Here is a 19,000-nt window from a genome sequence, read left to right as displayed (position 1 = left end):
TCGAAAGCGGTCATCTGTGCAGTGCGCAGCATCGATCACTTTGGGCTTTCCTGACACCTTCGCCGCTCGATGCACATACGACTTCTGCTGGACATCGATGCCATCCGACTCATCGCCTGTGAACAGGTAGGTCGGCGGGACGAAGCTGCCATTCACCGTTCTTGAGCATAGGGCCGCTTTTGGAACAACATAGCTGGCACAGTGCCACTCAATTTCCATAGTTTGGATTTACTCAGCGGTTGTTGGCAATTTGAAAGTTGAAGTGAGGCATCAAAAGCATGTTGGATACGAGTTCTGATGACAAAGAAACCGCTTTGCTACTCAGACCAATCCCGACCAATATAGTGAACGGCAAGGAACCTGTGCGATTTGGAGGCAAACCGCGTCTGCCTGAACAGATTGATTGGCCGGGCCACGTAAACCCCTCCAGTAAGAAAACCCACTATCATCACTTCGTAGCAGAAATAGACCTTGCTGCGCTTTCACGCGTTGCTAGTGACGGGAAGCTTCCCAAACTACCTGACGAAGGTACGCTATATATTTTTTTGCCGCTCGACGGCGATATGATTTACGGTTTTTCCAATGCCGAGGTTCGATACTGGCCAGAGGCTGTCTCCGATATCCCAGAAAGAGAACCGCCCGAAAACTTGGCATCGCTCATTGGCGACGATTGGTCTAAGGCATACCATGTGCACCAAGACGGCACTACGGATGGGGGCAAGGTTCTCGTTCGTCAGTTTGCCGATGCATTGCCGTTCATGTCGTCCCGCGCCACTAACCCACTGGTTACAAACTTAGAGCGAGAGCATGGGAAAGATGTAGCGCAACACGAGCAAGCTGGGATCGATCACGAGGACGCCATTGCTAAAGCTTTTCAGAAAGCTGAAAAAGAACGTCCATTTCCACACCCTCCTGAACAAATTTCAGCAAGCGGGTTCGATAACCTCAACACACTTCACAAAGCGATCCCTCGAAGCTTTCTTCGTTTCAACAGTTCATTGGAGCCCCACCACCTAGACTGGAGTTTCATTTTTGATTGGTCCCGGAACTTTTACCTGAATTGCTGTGACATCGCTTTGGGTCATTTTCAGGAAATGTTGGAGGCTGGATATACGCATTTCTTACTGAATCGAAGGGTGCGACAATGCCAGAAAAAGAGAGATCGTGCTGAAATCAGGGTATTTGGCAAAGGTCGAAAGCCAATCTTTCGCTATTTTAGTGAACCTGCACCCATTGAGTTGAGTTTCGACTATCAAGCCTTGCGTTGGATGGCTCTGTCTCAATTCGAAACTGGATATCCGTCAGAGGTCTTGTTGCGGGCATTTGTCGAAATGCTGGTGGAGATTGACCGACACGGCACCGAAGAAGATGACGACGGTTACAGTTTGGGTCTGCGAGTTGGTTTGTTGGATCATACTATTTCAGGGCATGACAAACATGCGGGTAATATGTTCGTTGCCGCTCTTGAAGCGTTTTCCGACGCAAGCAAGGATGCGGAAATTCGGCATAAATCTCTGTTTGGGCGCCTGCCGCAGGACTCGCGCTGGGATAGTCGCATCATACATGCGAGCGACACCTCGTCACCAAATGGTTTCTCCCTAGGCACGATGCCCTTGCAAATGTTCGGGCAAGGTTTCGAGATTCAATCTGCTGTAACTGATCACGCAAAAGATGTACTGCTCATGCAATTCGGCGACAGCTTTGGTCTTCCTTTAGAGTTTGGGCCGGACATGATTGTTCAGTTATGGATCAGCCCGGAAGACTTGGCAGCAGGTCAATTTAACAACGTCAGCATGACTCAAGATATGACCTGACGTTCGTTAGTGGTGCAGCATCGAACACTTTGGGCTCAGACCAGCCCAATGCGTCTCCGGCGTATCTCAACCAAAAGGCGATCGGACAACGGTCATTCAAACCGACAGTAAAATTCAGGCGTCGGCGCGGTGCTGATGTTTGGGATTGGCGGGAGGATTGGAGGGCAAACCATGCCAAGAGTCCAACTTCCAGCTGTGACCCCGAAACGAATAGCCTGGAACAAGGGCCGGATCATCGGCCAGAAACGACCGCTGTTGCCGAAACAGGTCTGGGCGATCCGCGCGCGGCTCGAACTGGCGGACAACCTGCGCGATCTTGCATTGTTCAACGTGGCGATTGATAGCAAGCTTCGCGGATGCGATTTGGTGAAACTGGCCGTCACCGACTTGGTGAGGGATGGTTGTGTTCGCGAAAGGATGTCCGTAGTCCAGAGCAAAACCAAGCGGCCCGTTCAATTCGAACTCTCTGAAAACACGCGTGATACGATTGCCGCGTGGGTCAAATCACCGGAAATGATGGGCTGCCGTTTCATGTTTCCGAGCCGGTTTCATGACCGCCCGCATATTTCGACCCGCCAGTATGGCCGGCTTGTGCGGGATTGGGTGGCCGCGATTGGGCTGGAACCGAGCGGATACGGCACCCATTCGCTGCGCCGGACCAAGGCGGCAGAAATTTACCGAAAAACGGGAAATCTCAGGGCGGTTCAATTACTGCTTGGACACACAAAGGTCGACAGCACTGTCCGATACCTTGGCGTCGAACTTGAAGACGCCCTGAGTATCGCCGAACAAATCGACATCTGAATTATGTTGGCGGGCGGCACATGCCGTTCGCCAATCCAAACGAGACTTTCGGCCGCTCCGCAGTAGTGGTTCGGAATGAGCCCAAATTTCCAAATGCTGCACATGGGTCGAACGGCCGTTGTCGCGTCGCGGCCTTTCTATTTCATGCAGTTTTCTTGCAAAACTTTGAGCGTCCTATTGATCACGCTACGTACCTCAGGAAGAAATCTGTCCTCATGATGTGTTACGAGCCATTGATCGTGCGTCAGTTCGGGAATTGGTTGCGATATCCTCTCAAGCTGCGGAAACTTTGCGCCGACGAAGGTGGGGAGAACGGCACGGCATGAACCGGCGAGGGCCAAGTCAAGCGCGTTGCGCGGCTGCGTAATCTCAACATCCGCTTTCGTTCGCGGTTTGCTTTGAACCCATTGAGCCGAAGGGGTGGTTCCAAGAACACGTGCCCAGCCTGTAATGCTTTTGTCTTGAGCATAGACCGCAAAACGAACCTGACCAATACTGCGACCAGCAAGCCGTGTGTCGGCAGGGCGGTGATTGCGGATTCCGATAACAGCTTCACGATGCCCGATTTCCAATGCCGCATCGTCCGCTATGAACCGAAGCCTCACAGGCTCTCGGCCCACAATGTCGGAAATTCTTTCGCAAAGTACATGCGTCACCCAACTCCCCGCGGACACCTTCACCAATGGTCCCGCCCGTTCGTTCTGATCGATCACCAGGGGCAGGATACGGTTCTCCAACCCGGCGACGCTGGCCAGCAGTTCCTCTCCGTCGGGAGCGAGCGCGTAGCCACGAGCAGTTCGTTCAAACAACTCTTGGCCCAGCCGCCGTTCCAACGCCAGCATTCGCCTGCCAAGGGTCGGTGCACTTTTTCCTGTTGCGGTTGCCGCTGCAGACAGACCGCCAAGCCGGGCAACGGCGAGAAACAGCCGTAGGTCGTCCCAATCTAACATCGTTTCATTCATGAAATGATCTTTGCAGAATGTTCCATTCATGTGAAGGCGCGGACGTGTTCTGGTGCGGGAAACGATATCTGGAGGTATGAGATGCGCTTTCTAAACCAGGACATTTCCCCCATCGGCATGGGGTGCTGGCCAATCGGTGGTCCGATGTTTGTGGGAGATGAGACAGTGGGCTACGCAAATTCTGACGATGCGGAATCCATTCGGACCATCCATGCGGCGCTGGCATCGGGAATCACGCTATTCGATACCGCTCCTGCCTACGGCGCAGGACATGCGGAACGGCTGCTGGCTCGTGCCCTCAAAGGTCGCCCTGATGCGCTGATTGCAACCAAGATCGGTGTCACCATTGACGAGGAAAGCAAACGGCTTTTGGAGAACGAAGAAGGCCCAGGCACGGTGGGTCCTGCAATCGAAGCGTCGCTTTCAAGGCTCGGGCGAGACCGGATTGATCTGCTTCTGCTGCACCTCAACAGCCTTTCGGTTGCAAAGGCAGAAGCCATTTTCGATGAGGTCGAGCGGGCTCGGATAGCAGGCAAGGTGCGTGCCTACGGTTGGAGTACGGATTTCTCCGCCAATCTCTCGTGCGTGGCGGAACGACCGGGATTTGCAGCCGTCGAACACGCCATGAATGTTCTGCTCGATGCACCAAAGATGCAAAGCGTTGTCGACCAGCACGGCCTTACCGCATTGATCAGATCGCCGCTTGCAATGGGTCTATTGTCTGAAAAGTACAGTTCCGAAACAACTATGCCTGACACTGACATACGTTCAACGTCAAATCCCCGAACGGACTATTTCAAAAATGCCTCCGCAAATCCCGAGTATCTGCAGAGACTAGATGCCGTACGAGGCTTGCTGGAGACAGGCGGACGCAGTCTGGTTCAAGGCGCAATCGGATGGCTTTGGGCAAGGGGTCAGACGAATATCCCTATTCCCGGCATACGAACGGTGGATCAACTGGAAGGTATTGCAGAGGCGTTGTCCTTTGGGCCTCTGCCTGCATCTGTCATGGGTGAAATCGAAACTGTGATCGAACGCAACACTTCGGACACGATAGACCGAGCCCGCTAGAATAGAAGCGCCTAAACCTCCAAAGCCGACATTGGATTTGGTTCTACGGACGGTGGCAAAGTCCGCGGCCTCTGAGTTGCTTTCGAGATCCTCGTTACGCAGTAAACGAATGGCAGCGCTCTTCGCTGCATAGTAGCGTCGTAGACCAAGCATCCGCAGCAATTAGGGTTCCGCGTGCGCTCGCAGCACGAAAACCGAATTCACAGGTTGGGCTCTCCTGACACCTTCGCCGCGATCTGCGCCAAGGGCCGGTCTGGTAGGGATCGACTTTGGCCGCACCCCACATGGACAGGCAAGACGCTGGACGAAGCTGCCATTCGCGGGGTTGGTCCCAATGTCGTTTATTTCGTCTGCCTAGCAATCGGTTGAGATTGCAAATCTCAACCGATTGCTCAAATGTACTTCTTGAAAATTGTTAAATCCGCTTCAAAGCAACCCCTTCTCTGGCCCGCTCCAGACCAGTTAACTTGAGCTTCTCTATTTTACCCCAAAGCTCTGAAGAAAAATAGTAACTCCCCTGCTCATCCTTCCAGAAAGTAGAGTTATTCAACAAAGAGATATCAATCGTGTCCAAATCAAAGGCCCTCAATCCGAGTTGGCCGGTCAGTCTGATTCCTGCGCTAATTTCCTTAGATATCTCTGGAATGAATGGTCGCAGATTTTTCGGATTAACAATACAGTACCCCTCCGGCTGCGGATATCCTTTGCTGAACTGAGTATGCACAAAGATAACCGGAGTAAATGTTACGTCGTGTTCTGCGTAACGACCAAGCGCGTCCTGTGCCCTTGGAGACGCAAGCAAGATGGAGCTGTCTTCGAAAAAGTCCGGGTACTTATTTTGTGTATAGGCAGACAGGCGAATAATGTCGTCTGTATTTCGAACGGTCGAATCCGCGTATGTGGAAACGCCACCATTTGTGACGCCTTCAATCCATGGAACAATGAAAGTTGCATCACTGGGCTCATAGACACCTTCGAACAACTTCGGCGCTCCGGCCGCGATGGTCTCAGTGTCGTCGTCTTCAAGCAATGTAACTTCATAAGCTGGGCCCAAGCCCGTCACATTCTCAGCCCGTAGTCTTTCCATCACTTCATCAGAACAATACGTGAAGCCGGGAGAGGCAACGTTGCAGGGCGCAGTTCTTTCATTTCTAATTCCCGACCAAAACCGATAACCTGAGACAGAACTTCTCTTCGCATAAAGTCTGGGGCCTTGATCGTGGTCGGCCAGATCCCAGCCAGCCCACCGACGATAGATCGAAATCAGGTTGGAACGATCCTCCAACAGCACATCCGCAAACTCCCGGAACATCAACAGGTACCAGTCCTGCTTGAGTATCGCGAATTTTGGTCCGGACAGCTTAACCTTTTCGAAATGCGCTGCGCCGGGTGCAACATCGTCCAAAGTTAGACGAAAACGATCTGAAACAAAGTAATTTCCGCCAGCACCAAAAATAACATCGGGGAACTTGCCGCCAGCCTCTTCCAAGGGAACATTTTTGCCATCAGCATCATAGCACATCAGCTTAAATGCAATCGGAAGATTGACCGGATCAAACGCTGTGTCAGGATTTCGGGATCTAGGCAGATTGCGCTTTGTTACCAACTGGGAACCAAGGCCAACCGATCTGAAAACTCGTGCATCATCTTTGTTGTGCCAATATTCAGATAGACCAGCGGTCACACGGAACGAATACCCTAGGTTTTCGGAAGAAGGTTGCTGAGGGAGTATCAACCACGTCATGCTTTTTTCATCAGGTTAATTCTAAATTCTATTACTTCGCAACCCTGCGGCTTGTAACCCGGCAAGGCCGATAATGAATAGGAAAATAGTATTGGTTAGCCGACGTTCGAACAATACGCAGCATTAGCCGAAAAGGGCTCCGAGCAGACCTTCTCTGCGACTTGCGCCCATGACTGCAAAGCGGACTCACCGGACTTTCGACTTAATCACGCAAATGGCCGGTTCACGATGCGCTTTGCTGGTAAGAGGGGCGCGCAGAATTCGAGAATTTGGGCTCTTCAACGAATTTGAGCGCCAATACTGCCAAGTGGCCAGCCACACCACTTTCGAAGTGCCGATCAAGCATTCTTACATTCTTCCCAGACTAATTTGGCCGCCGCCAGATCTTCCAGGGCAGTGCCTGTGGCCTTAAAAAGCGTGATTTCGGTCCCGTCAACTCCTCCAGAATTTCTGCCTCCACAAAGATCGTAGAGGGTGCCATTGATGGCATCCTCGGACAGCGCACCTGTTTTAAGTGGCTCGATCAAATCGCCGCTTTCAATAAGAGCGTCGGGTGTGTCGATGAACACTTGTGCGCGCGCCATGGCGTTATCGTCGGTTTCCCGCATCTGTGGCGTGAAGCTGCCGATCAGGTCAAGGTGCTGTCCGGGCCGCAACCAGGCGCCGTGTATAAGTGGCTCTTTTGCTAGGGTGGCGCAGGAGATGATGTCATGCTCGGGAACCGCATTGCGAAGGTCGCTTACAGCACGCGCCTCATATCCTCGGGCCGAGAGGTTTGCGGCCAGCCGGGCTGCGTTCTCGCCGTTGATATCCCAGACCGAAACACGCGAGATTGGGCGGACTGAGAAAAACGCATCGGTCAGATTGGCTGCGACCTGCCCAGCCCCAACAATAAGAAGGCTGCTGGCATCGCGTCGTGCGAGATAGTCAGCTGCGAGCGCAGCCGCAGCTGCGGTTCTCCGGTTGGTGATTTCGCCACCATCGAGCATGGCAAGATGTTGGCCCGTCGCCGTATCGAATAGCAAATAGGCTGAAGACAGCGCTGGCAGGCCACTTGCCGCATTGCCCGGATTGACATTGACAATCTTGACACCACCTAACCCCTCGGCCTGCCACGCAGGCATCAAAAGGATGGTTGCGTCAGGCTGCCCCGGCAGCTCTACTGAATGGTGGCTCCGCAACGGAGTTTCCGCGCCTTTGCGGAATGCCACCCGCAGAGCTTCGATAAGCTTCACGAAGGGCAACAGGTCTCGGGTTTCATTTGCTGAGTACAGTTTCATCTCAACTTCCTTGCAGTTCATCCGTCGACAACGACGTCGGTTTCTGGAACGGCCTGGCAGGCAAGACAATGTGATTCCTCATCGAAGGCCAACTCTGTACGGTGCATGGTCAGGCCTTCGATCACTCGGATCCGGCAGCTTTCGCATTGTCCTGCCCGGCAGCCACTGGCCAGGGCCAGCCCATGGTTCTCTGCAAGATCCAGCAAGCTACCTGCCGATTTTGTCCATTTGACGATCTTGCCACTTTTGGCGAATGTCACTTGGAATGGCCCGTTTGGCAGGGGTTTGTCGGCAACAAGAGACACGAATGCCTCCTTGTGGAGCCTTTCCGGTGAATGCCCGGCGTCTGCCAGCGCCGATTCCAAGGCGGCCATCATAGGTGGCGGGCCGCACTGAAAGACGTTAGGGACCGTGCCATCCCAGCCATCAAGAATGTCTTGGGCAGTGGCAAAACCGGATCGATCATGTGTTCCACCCGCGGCATCCGACGGTAGCGGATTGCTGTAGATATTGATGACTTCGAATCCCGGCAACCTGTCTTTAAGGCCCGCAATGCGGGCACGATAGGCATGGCCTGCGCTGTTGCGGTTGGCATAGACGAGCCGGATCGGATGCTTAGCACCCATCACCGCCGCCGTTTCCAGATAGCTGAGGAACGGTGTGATACCAATCCCACCGGCCACCATCACGATGGGGCAATTGCTTTCGACCGGCAAGATGAACCGACCCGACGGCGCTTTCAGTTCCACAAGAGATCCGGGTTCGAGTATATGGTTGATGTATCCCGACATCACCCCATCGGTCAGATCGTCGGCACCTAGAGGGGCGGGCACGACCCGAACGGTGATCTCGTAGGTTTTCCGTTCCGGATCGACGCCGCTGCCGATCAGCGAGTAACAGCGGATGACTGGGATGTCCTGCCCCGGCACCTTGGCTTTTAGGGTGATATGCTGACCAGGCAGAAAATCTGGCAACAGTTCGAAACCGTCCACGGCAAAAGCTACGCGTGTGCAGCCTTGGGCCACCCGTTCAACTTCCTGAACGACAGCGGTTCGGAATCCCGACCACGCGGGTCTCACATGCGTTTTTCCCGGAAGAGGCCTAATTGCGCATCGGGTCGAACGATGCGGGACCGAACCACTAATCGAATCGTGCTCTTCCGCCGAAATCAAGCGGTTATAGTTTGATCCCACGTCGGAAAACGGATCAAATCCTGGCAGTTTCAGGGCGGGGCTGGCCTGCCACCAACCATAGCTGCCAACCAGCACCTCGGGATGCAAATCGGTGTCCAGGACGATCTGCATACGCGCCTTGCCATGGGCAGAAGTCAGCTCGGCCCAATCCCCATCTTCCAGCCCCTGCGCTTCTGCTGTGTCCGGATGAATTCGCACTTGCGGGGCCGACATCCTTTTGCGCAGCGAGGCAATGTTGCGATGCTGAGAATGGCAAAAATAGCCGCTTTTCGCGGTCGTCAAACGGAGCGGATAGCTGTCATCTTTGGCCGCAGGATACTCGAATACGGGTATCGGGTGGTACCAGTGACTAAGTAGGCGTTCAGAATAGATCTCAACCAGCCCAGTTGGGGTTGCGAAGCCACGTAGGCCTGCATCAGTCTTTTCCGCATATTTTCTTTCTCGGTAAGTCAAAGGGCGGCGGATACCTTCCGGACGGGCACGCAAATCGGCAAGCGTCAAGCAAGTGGGTTGCAACTGCCACTCCCGCGCCGCGTCGATATCCCCATCAAAGAATGCGTCTCCCAAGCCAAGCCGAACTGCCAGATCGAACACAATCTCGGTATCTGACCGCGATTCCCCAGTCGGGGCTACAGCAACCGGACGGAGCTGAACCAGACTCTCTGCTTCCTGGCTGACCTCGAACCCGTTGCGCAGCGCCTCACGCTCCCATGGCGTGTTGGCAGGTAACAAGTAGTCAGCGAAACGCGCCGTCGGCGTTTCAACGCTGTCAATCTGGACGTGGAAATCCAGAGCTTTCAGAGCGTCAACACCCAAGTCCGTATCACCATGAGATACGGCCAAATTGGCTCCGAACCCGATCAGCGCACGCACTTTATAGGGCCGTTCTTCGAGGATTGCCCTGTACAGGTCCCGCGCCAACACCCAGCCCTGCGACGGCGGACCGAGAGGACGCGCCTCGTAACCAAGTGCCTTTTCGATTTGCCCGTCCGGAAACTGATGAAACCCTGTCGGCACGTTCATCGGATGCTTGCTGAAGGCGACATTGCCACCCGGCGCATCATAGCCGCCCTTGAGCGCCATGAGCAGGGCAATTGCCCGGTCAGTCTGGGTTGCATCCCGGTGCTGGCCCACGCCGGACCAGCAGTAATAGGCAATCCGGTCCGCGCTCATCAGCGTGTCCGCGGCTTTGCGTATCTCGCTTTCCGGAATGGATGTGACGTCACTGACGCGGTTCACCGGCCATTCGGCGCAACTCTCGGCAAAATACATGAAAGCAGTTCGGCAGGAGATACGACCGAAATGGGTATCCACTTGAATCGAGGCGCAAAGGTCCAGGCTTTCCGAGCCCTCGCCAAACATCTTGGTGTTGGCGTCGTAGAACACGGGTTCACCTTGGGCGTTCGCGGCGACATAAAGGCCGGCTCCGGTACCTCCATTCAGATCAGATTCGCGCAAGAACTCGCCGGTATCCTCTCTTACCAGGAAACTGGCATTGCTCCAGCGTCTCAGAAAGTCCGCATCGTAGGCGCCGTGTTCGATCAACAGATTGGCTAAGCCCAGTGCCAGAGGGCCATCCTCCCCCGGAAGCACCCGAATCCAGTGGTCTGCACCCTGTGCGTAACCTGCCCGGCGGGGATCCACCGAAATAATTTTCGCGCCGCGGGCCCGCGCCTCGGCGATCTGGGTTGCCTGATCAAGCCAGACCGCGCTTGGATTGAAGCCCCACAGGAGGATCGCATCGGCGTTCGCGTAGTCGGGAAAAAGAATTCCAGAACCATAGGTGAAACGATGCGCGTAGTCCTTGTGCCAGTTGCAGATTTCGGTGCCGTAGACTGTGTTAGGGCTACCGAAAAGCCGGATAAAGCGTTCGACCCAGTCAATGGAATCGCTCATCGGCGTGCCACTGGGCGTTGTCACACCAAATCCGACTGCTTCAGCACCGTGGTTGGTCCTGATCTTATTCAGCCGCCCAGCAATATCGGTCAGGGCTGCTTCCCAGCTTACCCGTTCCCAGCCGGGATCGTCGCTCGACTTGGGATTGGTGCGCCGCATCGGATAAAGGACGCGATCGGGGTTACTCCAGATCTCAGGTGCCGCCTTGCCTTTCAGGCACAGCGCCTTGCCAGTAGGGTGCTCCGGCGCCGGTTTCGCTGCCAGAAGCTGGCCATCTCGGACCTCGAACGTCGCGCCGCAGCGCGAACGGCACATGCAGCAGAATCCGGGAATATCCTGGGTTTCAGAAATTGACATGGCGGTTCCTCCCGCCACGGTTCTGCGACGCCACAACAGGAATAGCTAGTTTCTATATTTTAATGCTGATATTGATTTCATTTATGCTTCCAACTGTTCGACAGCTTGAATTCTTCATCGCAACTGCCGAGACCGGACAAGTCTCGCGCGCAGCGGCCATGGCGAATGTGACGCAATCTTCGGTCACCATAGCCATCCGGCGTTTGGAGGAGTTGCTGGGATACAAACTGTTTCGGCGCAAATCACACGGAATGGAGTTGACGGCACAAGGAGAGGCTTTCCTGCGCCAATCCCATTCGATCCTAGCGGCGCTGCACGAGGCAGTCGGTGCAAACCACCAAGAGGCTTCTAGCATCTCGGGTACAGTCCGTCTTGCCGTCACCGACACGATTTCGGGGTATTTTCTTCCCGCCGCCTGGGAGCGCATAATGGGCCGGCATCCCGATATTCAACTGGAAGTAACCGAAGCGAGTCGCCCCGGAATCGAAGAGGGGTTGTTCCAAGGGCAATTCGACTTGGGAATAGCGCTAACGTCAAACCTGCCGAATCCAGAACGCTACGAACTGCGCCCAGTCTTGTCATCGCCCCGCAACCTTTGGTTGGCGGCGAACCATCCGCTAGTGATGCAGGAAAACATTGCCTTTGTCGATCTGACCGGAGAGAACTACATCCTGCTGACGATGGACGAGCATGAAGACACTATGCAACAGGTCTGGTCACAATTTGGTTTTATTCCCAAGCTCTTGTTTCGTAGTCAGTCGATGGAAGCGTTGCGCAGCATGGTCGCCAGGGGGATGGGGGTAACCATCCTGTCAGATATGGTCTACAGGTCCTGGTCTTTGGAAGGGCAGAGGATTGTTCGCAAATGCCTAAGCGACACCATCCCGAACATGGACACCGGGGTATTTTGGCCAAAGCAGTCTCCGCTGAAACTTGCCGCACGTGCCGTCGTACGCTGTATTTATCAAGTCAAATAAACCGATGAGCAAAGCAAGGACATTATTATATTTTCGACGTAGAATTTCCAATCAAGTGAATTTGCATGCGGCAACGTCAGCTCCCTACGCTTCGTGCCCGTTTGTACACTGCGCGGCATCGGTCACTCTGGGCTCTCTGCCGACATCGAAGGCGGCGCAGCATCGCCCAATGCGAGCGGCCGAGCTCAAACAAGGACGGCCCATTGCTGCCATTCACCCAGCTAGCTGAGAGCAGCGGTGCGCCCGTCATAGGAGACATTCGCTGCAGGGGCAAAATCCAACGCAGGTAAAACTTACAGACCGCGAACAAACCTGTCATTCTCTTTGTCAAAACGAATAGTCGTTCGCCTCCCTAGAGAGTTCATTGAGTTTTCAAGACACTCTACCAAACCACACTGACGCTCTGACAAATAAATCCACTCTGAGATGCCAGATCGGAGTTGTGCAACAGCTGACCTAGTGCGCTAAAAGACCAGCGGAACGTCTTGCAATGCTTCCAAATTAGCTAGACGAGGCCCTTCGCCAACGCAAGAAGGGCAGCATGATGCCGATTGCGCGCGCTCATTTTTCGAACAACATTGCCCAGATGATAGTTGACCGTGGACACGGACAGAAAGACACGATCCGCTATCTCTTCGCTCGTCAGACCTTGTGAGACCCAAACCAGACACTCGCGTTCGCGCACGGTGAGCGGTGAACCCTCCTCCGACGCCACATCTGATCCCGGCTCCAAAAAGTCACAAATCTGATGTGCGGCCACATGAAGTCTTGGGCCATGTTCACTGATCACTTCGGCCAGTGCGCTTTTGTTATGACCGGTGAAGGACGCGACGCTGACGCCCCCATCAATACCAAGAACAGGGATTGAAAAACCGTAGTGTATACCGTAATCGCGGCCCTCCCAAAAGACCCGCTTCTGTTGCTTGGAAAACACCGAGAGAAACTGCTTACTACCCCAGCTAAAGGGAGAGCGGGCCTGCCTGGCAAGGAAACAAACCGGGTCGATCTGGTCGTATCGGCGTTCACAATAGCGCTTGATCCATTCGGGTTTGTAATTCGCCCGAAATTCGATTGAACCGGAGCCCGGTTGTTTCATCGGTTTCCGCACCTGCACGTAGCTGTAATAGGTCAATTCCAGCTTTTTCAAAAAATCGGTGATATCCAGTTCGAACGCATCCCAGCTTGGCGATGAAGGCGTTTCTAGTTCACTGATTTCACCAAGTGTCGGCACTGCTCGATTTCTTCATACAACTGGCCACAGGCCGGAAGCCTGATGACAACTTTTAGCAGAAAGGGTCCCCATTTTGCAAGATTTGCCAGTTGTTCGGCCGCTGGCAACACCGCACCGTTCAACATGTAGCGATAGTTATAATGACAAAATGGGAGGGTAATCAGATGATATCCAATCAACTGCTACGATCAACGTCGCTGGCAACGTGCCTGAGCCTGATGGCATTCGGCTCGGCCTCGGCAGAAATGATCAAAATCGGTGTTTTGGCCCCGTTGACCGGCGCTACAGCCTCGGATGGGGAGGAGTTCATCCGCGGTGTGGAATGGGCCGTGGAAGAGGCCAACGCCAAAGGCGGCGTGGCGGGTTACACATTCGAAATCGAGGTTGCTGATGTGAAAGATCACTCGGCCGCCAATGTATCCAGCGCGGTTGAGCGCCTATTGGGCACCGACGGGGTCGAGGTGATCCTGACCGGCTATGCGTCGCTTTCAATGTTCGAAGTCGATCTGATGGCTGAAGAGAACATGCCTTATATCGCCGCGGGCCCCAGCCCAGGATTCGCCGCCATCGTCAGTCAGGACCCCGAAGCCTATAACTGCTGCTGGTCCTACACCGCATCGTTCAAAGGATATGAGACGGACGTGCTGCCTATGGTGCAGGAACTGGCGGAGGCAGGGGCGGTCACCATTGACGACAAAACCGTCGCGATCATCAGTTCGGACAACCCTTATTCCAAGACGATCTCGGAAGGGATGAAGGCCAGCTTCTCTGAAGGTGGCTGGGATGTTGTGGTTGATGAACTGGTCCCCTTTGGCGAGGTCAGTGACTGGAAGGTCATTCTGGCTAAAGTCAACCAGTCCAACCCCGATCTTGTGATCAACACAGATTACATCCCGGGCAATTCTGCACTATTCCTCAAGCAGTTTCTGGTAGATCCAACCGACAGCCTGATGTTCCTGCAATATGCCCCATCGGTGCCGGAATTCGTGGATCTGACGGGCGAACAGTCTAACGGCGTTCTCTACAACCTGATCAACGGCCCGCTGGATTCCCCCAAGTGGCCGCGCGGGCAAGAGTTGATGCAACAGTATCGCGACAAGTTTGGCATTGAATCCGGCGCGTACGGTGTGGGGCTTTATGAGATGGCCAACATGTACTTTGCCGCGCTTGAAAAGGTGGGCGACGCAACCGATCACGATGCTATCGGCGTCGCCATCGGTGAAACCAAAGTGGCAACGGCTGCGGGCAATGTCGAGTTTGACCCTGAAACCCATGTCGCATTGCAAAGCAACGACCATGTGCCGGTGTCGTTCTGGCAGCTCTGGGACGGTGAACGGACCATGGTAGGCCCTGACGTCTACTCCAATGGCGAGTTCCGGCTGCCGCCCTGGATGTCTGGCAACTAATACAGGCTTGCGCCCGCTGCCTTCGATGGTTTGGCGGGCGCAAACAGGGGTTTACCAGACATGACAGTTCCTATTCTCTCTGTGCGCGGTATGTCCAAGCGCTTTGGCGGCCTGCAGGCGGTCGATGACGTTTCCTTTGACGTAGCCCCCGGGCAGATCTTCGGGATCGCAGGCCCCAATGGCAGCGGCAAGAGCACGCTGTTCAACATCATCACACGCATCCCCTTTGGCGCGACGGCAGGTTCGGTGATGCTGGAAGGGTGCGAGATGCAAAAACTCAGCCCCCATGCCATAGCCCTTGCCGGGATCGGACGCACATTTCAGCGCGAAAACGTCTTTGTCGCCCTCAGTGCCATCGACAACGTGCTGGTCGCTGTGGAAAGCGCGGCGCGCACGCTAGGCTTCGACCAGCAGGTCGCGCGGGCCGAAAAGATGCTCGATCTGGTCGGGTTTCCCCCCACCATGCACAATACGATGGCCGGCAATTTGCCGGTTTATTACCGAAAACTGTTGATGATCGCGTCATCCCTGGCCTTGAAGCCGCGTGTCCTGCTGATGGATGAACCTGCATCCAGCCTGACCGGCCCAGAGATCGACAATATGAAAGAGGTCATTCTTGCGATTCGGGGCGATGGGGTCGCGATCGTGTTGATCGAGCATGTTCTATCTCTGCTGATGGAGGTGTCCGACACGCTCCTCATTCTGGATCAGGGCAAGGTGATTGCCCAGGGTCTACCCAGCGAGGTCATCAAGAACCCGGATGTGATCGAAGCCTATTTGGGCGGTACTCATGTCTGATCCGGTCCTTCATGTCAAAAACCTCTCTGGCGGATATGATCCGGTGCAGATCTTTCAAGAGATCGATCTGATCCTGCATCAGGGCGAAAGTGCTGGCATCTTTGGCCCCAACGGTCACGGCAAGACGACATTCCTGAAAACGCTGAGCGGATTGATCGACCCCTGGTCTGGCACAATCCGATTTCATGGCGACCTGATGAACCGAGAAGGTGAGCGAGGCAGCCGAAAATGGCGGAACTTCAACTATGATGCCGTCACCCGGCGGCGCATGGACCCCAAAAAGGTCGCATGGGCCGGATTGATCCATGTCCAGCAAGGCAACCTGATGTTCCCGGAACTCACTGTGGACGAGACCCTTTCAATCTCGTCGGAGGCCGCAAGGGGTCGTGATGGCTGGACACCAGAGCAGGTGCGCGACCTCTTTCCCCGCGTAGCAGAGCGTCGCGGGCACAAGATCCGGTTCCTGTCTGGGGGCGAACGGCAAATGGTTTCCGTCGCGGCGGGGCTGCTGTCGGCTCCGCGCCTGCTCATTCTGGACGAACCCACGCTGGGATTGTCGCCCAAAATCCGGCAGGAATTGTGCGATGCGATATTGAAAGTGCGCAAAACAGGAATGCCGATCATCCTGATTGATCAGGATGTGGGCTTTCTGGAACAGATCATCGACACGCTTTACCTGTTTGATCACGGCCGTATCTCCGGGCGCATGACCCGCGAGGAGATGCCAGATCACGACGGGCTGATGGCGCTATTGTTTGGGGAGCATCACTGATGGACGCCGCTACCCTGTTCTCGGTTCTGCAAGGCGGTCTGGTTTTGGGCGCGCTCTATGCGTTGATGGCAACGGGCCTTTCACTGGTATGGACCACGCTTGGAATCTTCAACTTTGCCCATGGCGCCTTCATCGCGCTGGGGGCCTATATCGCGTGGCAATTCTCGAGTGCGGATGCCTGGAACCTGCCGCTACTGCCGGCGATCCTGTTGACCTCGGCGGTTATGTTCGCGGTTGGTGCATTGATGCACTTTCTGCTGGTCAAACCGTTTGAACGCCGGGCGGATGTGGTGCTTATTTCGGTGATCACAACGCTTGCGGCCTCTGCCATCTTGGAAAACGGGTTGCTTTTGATCTGGGGGCCACGGTCCAAACAGATCCCGCCACTGGGCGAAGGCGAGGTTGTCCTTGGCCAAATCAGCCTTTCGACCAGCGAGGTCATCCTGCTGGTTCTGGTGCTGGCAATCCTGCTGGGGATCGGGCTTTTCCTGCGCTATGCACGTCCCGGTCGGATCATGCGTGCGGTGTCCCAGAACCGCGAAGCGGCAGAGCTGTTGGGTCTGAATGTGCCGCTGTACTTTGCCATCGCCTTTGGCCTGTCCGCAGTAACGGCGGGTTTGGCGGGCGTGTTTGTTGGCACTATCCGATTCATGAACCCCGCAATGGGATCCGAGCCGCTGATGAAAGCGCTGATCGTGGTGATTTTTGGCGGTGTCGCCCGCTTCTCCAGCCCGATCTATGCAGCCTTCATCATTGGCCTGCTCGAGGCTTTCTCGATCTATGTGGTAGGCCTTTATTGGGCGCCTGCCGTGCTGTTCTTCACCATGATTGTCGTATTGCTGATCAAACCCGAAGGTCTCTTTGGCAAACATCAGAGGACGCTCTGATATGCGCTATGATCCTCCGATTCACAAAACCCAAGGCGCTGTGCCGCTGCTGATTGCGCTGGGTGCCTTGATCGTCTTTCCCTTCATCTTCGACGCGACTTATTTCCGGCATGTCATCATTCTGGCCTTTGTCTTCGCCATTGTCGCGACCAGCTGGGATCTGAGCCTCGGGTACGGAGGTCTTTTCAATTTTGCCCATGTCGGGCTGTTTGCCGTGGGCATCTACACCTACGCCATTCTGGCCAAAACGCTTGGGGTGTCCCCATGGCTCGCCATTCTGGCCGGAGGCGCAACGGCGGCGTTTGTCGCGCTGCTCATCTCTCTGCCCGTACTGCGACTGGATGGGATTTATGTGATCCTTGTGACCATCGCGTTGAGCCAGCTCATCTACCTGATCGTAATTTCCTCGTCGAATGTAACAGGCGGCACCTCTGGTATGGTAACGCTGCCGACGCTGAAGATTGGGGATTATCGTTTATCCAAGGATGGGCGGATAGGGTACTATTTTGTCGGCTTGGGGCTGCTGGTGGCCAATCTTGCGTTCCTTTATCTGTTGACCCGCTCGCGGCTTGGCCGCGCCATCGTGGCCCTGCGCGACAACAAGTATTACGCCATCGCACGCGGAGTATCAGAGGCGCGCACCCGCGGACTGACCCTGATGGCAAGCGCTGTATTCACGGGCATCGCCGGAGCCTTCTATGCAGCCTATCTGCGGGTGGCCTCGCCTGACGCCTTTGGTATCGGTTTTCTGACTGTCCTGCTGTCGATCCTGCTGGTTGGTGGGACGGGCACCATTTGGGGACCTGTGATTGCTGCCTTTGCCATCTCAGTCCTGTCCGAATGGCTGTCCGGTTTCGGAGCCTGGCAAAACATCATCATCGCAGTTGCCATCATCCTAGTGGTCGTCTTTTACCCAGGCGGACTTTGGGCGGCATTGCAAGAATTGCGCGAGGCTGTGGACGCTCTGCGCACCTCCCTAATGGCGCGCTGGCGACGACGGGACGCGCAGGCGCGGGAAGACCGTCTCGGCGCGGTTGAGCGCTATATCGAAACAAAATACGGCACAATCGCAGTCGCGGATACAGAAGAAACAGACAAACCTGCCCTTCTATTCCTGCATGGAAACTCTGCCTGCAAAGAGGCGTTTTACAAGCAATTCCAGGCGTTCCGCGACATGTACCGGGTGATCTCGTTCGACTATCCGGGGCATGGTGTATCGTCGAATGGAGACCCTGAAACCACGTACAACATCGCCACCTATGCCGCGATTACCGAAACCGTTCTGGCCGACAGCAATGTAAGGGATGTGCGTGTCTTTGGCTGGTCTCTGGGTGGATATGTCGGTCTGGAACTGGCCGCGCGGGGCAATGTGCAGGTGCAGGCGCTGGCCATTGCGGGGACACCGCCGCTCAATCAGGTGCCGATTGATTTCGGGCGGGGCTACAATCCGGACTCTCACTTGGTGCTCGCGGGAAAACAGTATTTCTCGCGTCAGGAGGCCACCAACTTTGCCAACAGCGCCATTGCGCCGGTTTCCGAGGATTCAGCCTTTCTTCATAGCAATCTGCGGCGCACGGATGGACGGGCGCGCTTGTATATGATCGGCAAGCTGGGGATCATCGACTGGCCCAGACAGATGCGGCTTTTGAGCGAGGGTAAACTACCCTTTGCCCTGCTCAATGGCAGCGATGATCCGTTCCTCAACCACGATTACATCGCGCGCCTTCGCTATGGAAACCTGTGGCGTGGGGCACCGCAGGACATCCCCGGCGGAAAGCATGCGCCGTTCTTCAACAAGCCCGACGAAT

14 protein-coding genes are annotated in these 19,000 nt (G+C 55.1%); 9 read left to right on the top strand and 5 right to left on the bottom strand.

From position 1 onward, the window contains the following. The first annotated feature begins 278 nt into the window (after positions 1–278). Both MPJ51_RS16375 and MPJ51_RS16370 read left to right on the top strand, forming a co-directional pair. Positions 279–1,814, top strand: coding sequence for a DUF1963 domain-containing protein (locus MPJ51_RS16375; RefSeq protein WP_298388891.1), 1,536 nt, complete (start codon positions 279–281; stop codon positions 1,812–1,814). A gap of 171 nt (positions 1,815–1,985) precedes the next feature. After that, positions 1,986–2,618, top strand: coding sequence for a tyrosine-type recombinase/integrase (locus MPJ51_RS16370; RefSeq protein WP_298388889.1), 633 nt, complete (start codon positions 1,986–1,988; stop codon positions 2,616–2,618). A 137-nt stretch (positions 2,619–2,755) separates the two neighbouring features. Here the strand turns inward: MPJ51_RS16370 and MPJ51_RS16365 are convergent, their stop codons facing one another. Then, positions 2,756–3,610 (bottom strand): LysR family transcriptional regulator, encoded by an 855-nt coding sequence (locus tag MPJ51_RS16365; RefSeq protein ID WP_298388887.1) that lies wholly within the window; start codon positions 3,608–3,610, stop codon positions 2,756–2,758. Positions 3,611–3,661: 51 nt separating this feature from the next. On the opposite strand from MPJ51_RS16365, the gene MPJ51_RS16360 reads away from it, so the two are divergent. Continuing rightward, entirely contained in the window at positions 3,662–4,651 is a 990-nt protein-coding gene (locus tag MPJ51_RS16360; protein WP_298388885.1) for an aldo/keto reductase, read from the top strand. 415 nt (positions 4,652–5,066) lie between these two features. On the opposite strand, the gene MPJ51_RS16355 is transcribed toward MPJ51_RS16360, so the two are convergent. From MPJ51_RS16355 to MPJ51_RS16345, 3 genes are all read right to left on the bottom strand, one after another. Beyond that, positions 5,067–6,395 (bottom strand): DUF1629 domain-containing protein, encoded by a 1,329-nt coding sequence (locus MPJ51_RS16355; RefSeq protein WP_298388883.1) that lies wholly within the window; start codon positions 6,393–6,395, stop codon positions 5,067–5,069. Between the two features lie 338 nt (positions 6,396–6,733). Then, positions 6,734–7,675 (bottom strand): ornithine cyclodeaminase family protein, encoded by a 942-nt coding sequence (locus MPJ51_RS16350; protein ID WP_298388881.1) that lies wholly within the window; start codon positions 7,673–7,675, stop codon positions 6,734–6,736. Between the two features lie 17 nt (positions 7,676–7,692). Next, positions 7,693–11,121: a molybdopterin-dependent oxidoreductase gene (locus MPJ51_RS16345; RefSeq protein ID WP_298388879.1), complete on the bottom strand. Its 3,429-nt coding sequence runs from the start codon at positions 11,119–11,121 to the stop codon at positions 7,693–7,695. Positions 11,122–11,183: 62 nt separating this feature from the next. Here MPJ51_RS16345 and MPJ51_RS16340 point away from each other — a divergent pair, with 62 nt between their 5' ends. Further along, the gene (locus MPJ51_RS16340) at positions 11,184–12,098 is read left to right on the top strand and encodes a LysR family transcriptional regulator (RefSeq protein WP_298388877.1); all 915 of its coding nucleotides are present in this window, start codon (positions 11,184–11,186) and stop codon (positions 12,096–12,098) included. Positions 12,099–12,603: 505 nt separating this feature from the next. On the opposite strand, the gene MPJ51_RS16335 is transcribed toward MPJ51_RS16340, so the two are convergent. Continuing rightward, positions 12,604–13,329, bottom strand: a complete 726-nt coding sequence (locus tag MPJ51_RS16335) for a LuxR family transcriptional regulator (RefSeq protein WP_298388876.1) — start codon at positions 13,327–13,329, stop codon at positions 12,604–12,606. A 164-nt stretch (positions 13,330–13,493) separates the two neighbouring features. On the opposite strand from MPJ51_RS16335, the gene MPJ51_RS16330 reads away from it, so the two are divergent. The 5 genes from MPJ51_RS16330 to MPJ51_RS16310 all read left to right on the top strand — a co-directional run. Further along, complete coding sequence (locus tag MPJ51_RS16330) at positions 13,494–14,735, top strand: ABC transporter substrate-binding protein (RefSeq protein WP_298388874.1); 1,242 nt, start codon at positions 13,494–13,496, stop codon at positions 14,733–14,735. Positions 14,736–14,795: 60 nt separating this feature from the next. Further along, complete coding sequence (locus tag MPJ51_RS16325; RefSeq protein ID WP_298388872.1) at positions 14,796–15,533, top strand: ABC transporter ATP-binding protein; 738 nt, start codon at positions 14,796–14,798, stop codon at positions 15,531–15,533. Further along, the gene (locus tag MPJ51_RS16320; RefSeq protein ID WP_298388870.1) at positions 15,526–16,305 is read left to right on the top strand and encodes an ATP-binding cassette domain-containing protein; all 780 of its coding nucleotides are present in this window, start codon (positions 15,526–15,528) and stop codon (positions 16,303–16,305) included. Before MPJ51_RS16325 ends, MPJ51_RS16320 begins: the two co-directional genes overlap by 8 nt. Then, positions 16,305–17,192, top strand: coding sequence for a branched-chain amino acid ABC transporter permease (locus MPJ51_RS16315; protein ID WP_298388868.1), 888 nt, complete (start codon positions 16,305–16,307; stop codon positions 17,190–17,192). The genes MPJ51_RS16320 and MPJ51_RS16315 overlap by 1 nt, the downstream gene beginning before the upstream one ends. Position 17,193: 1 nt before the next feature. Further along, positions 17,194–19,000, top strand: a 1,807-nt coding sequence (locus MPJ51_RS16310) for an alpha/beta fold hydrolase (RefSeq protein ID WP_298388866.1), incomplete at its 3' end; no start/stop codon positions are given.

This window comes from Ruegeria sp. (assembly GCF_028066395.1).
Taxonomy (GTDB): domain Bacteria; phylum Pseudomonadota; class Alphaproteobacteria; order Rhodobacterales; family Rhodobacteraceae; genus Ruegeria.
The sequence above is the reverse complement of the archived record's forward strand: the minus strand, read 5'-3'. Positions and strand labels throughout refer to the sequence as shown.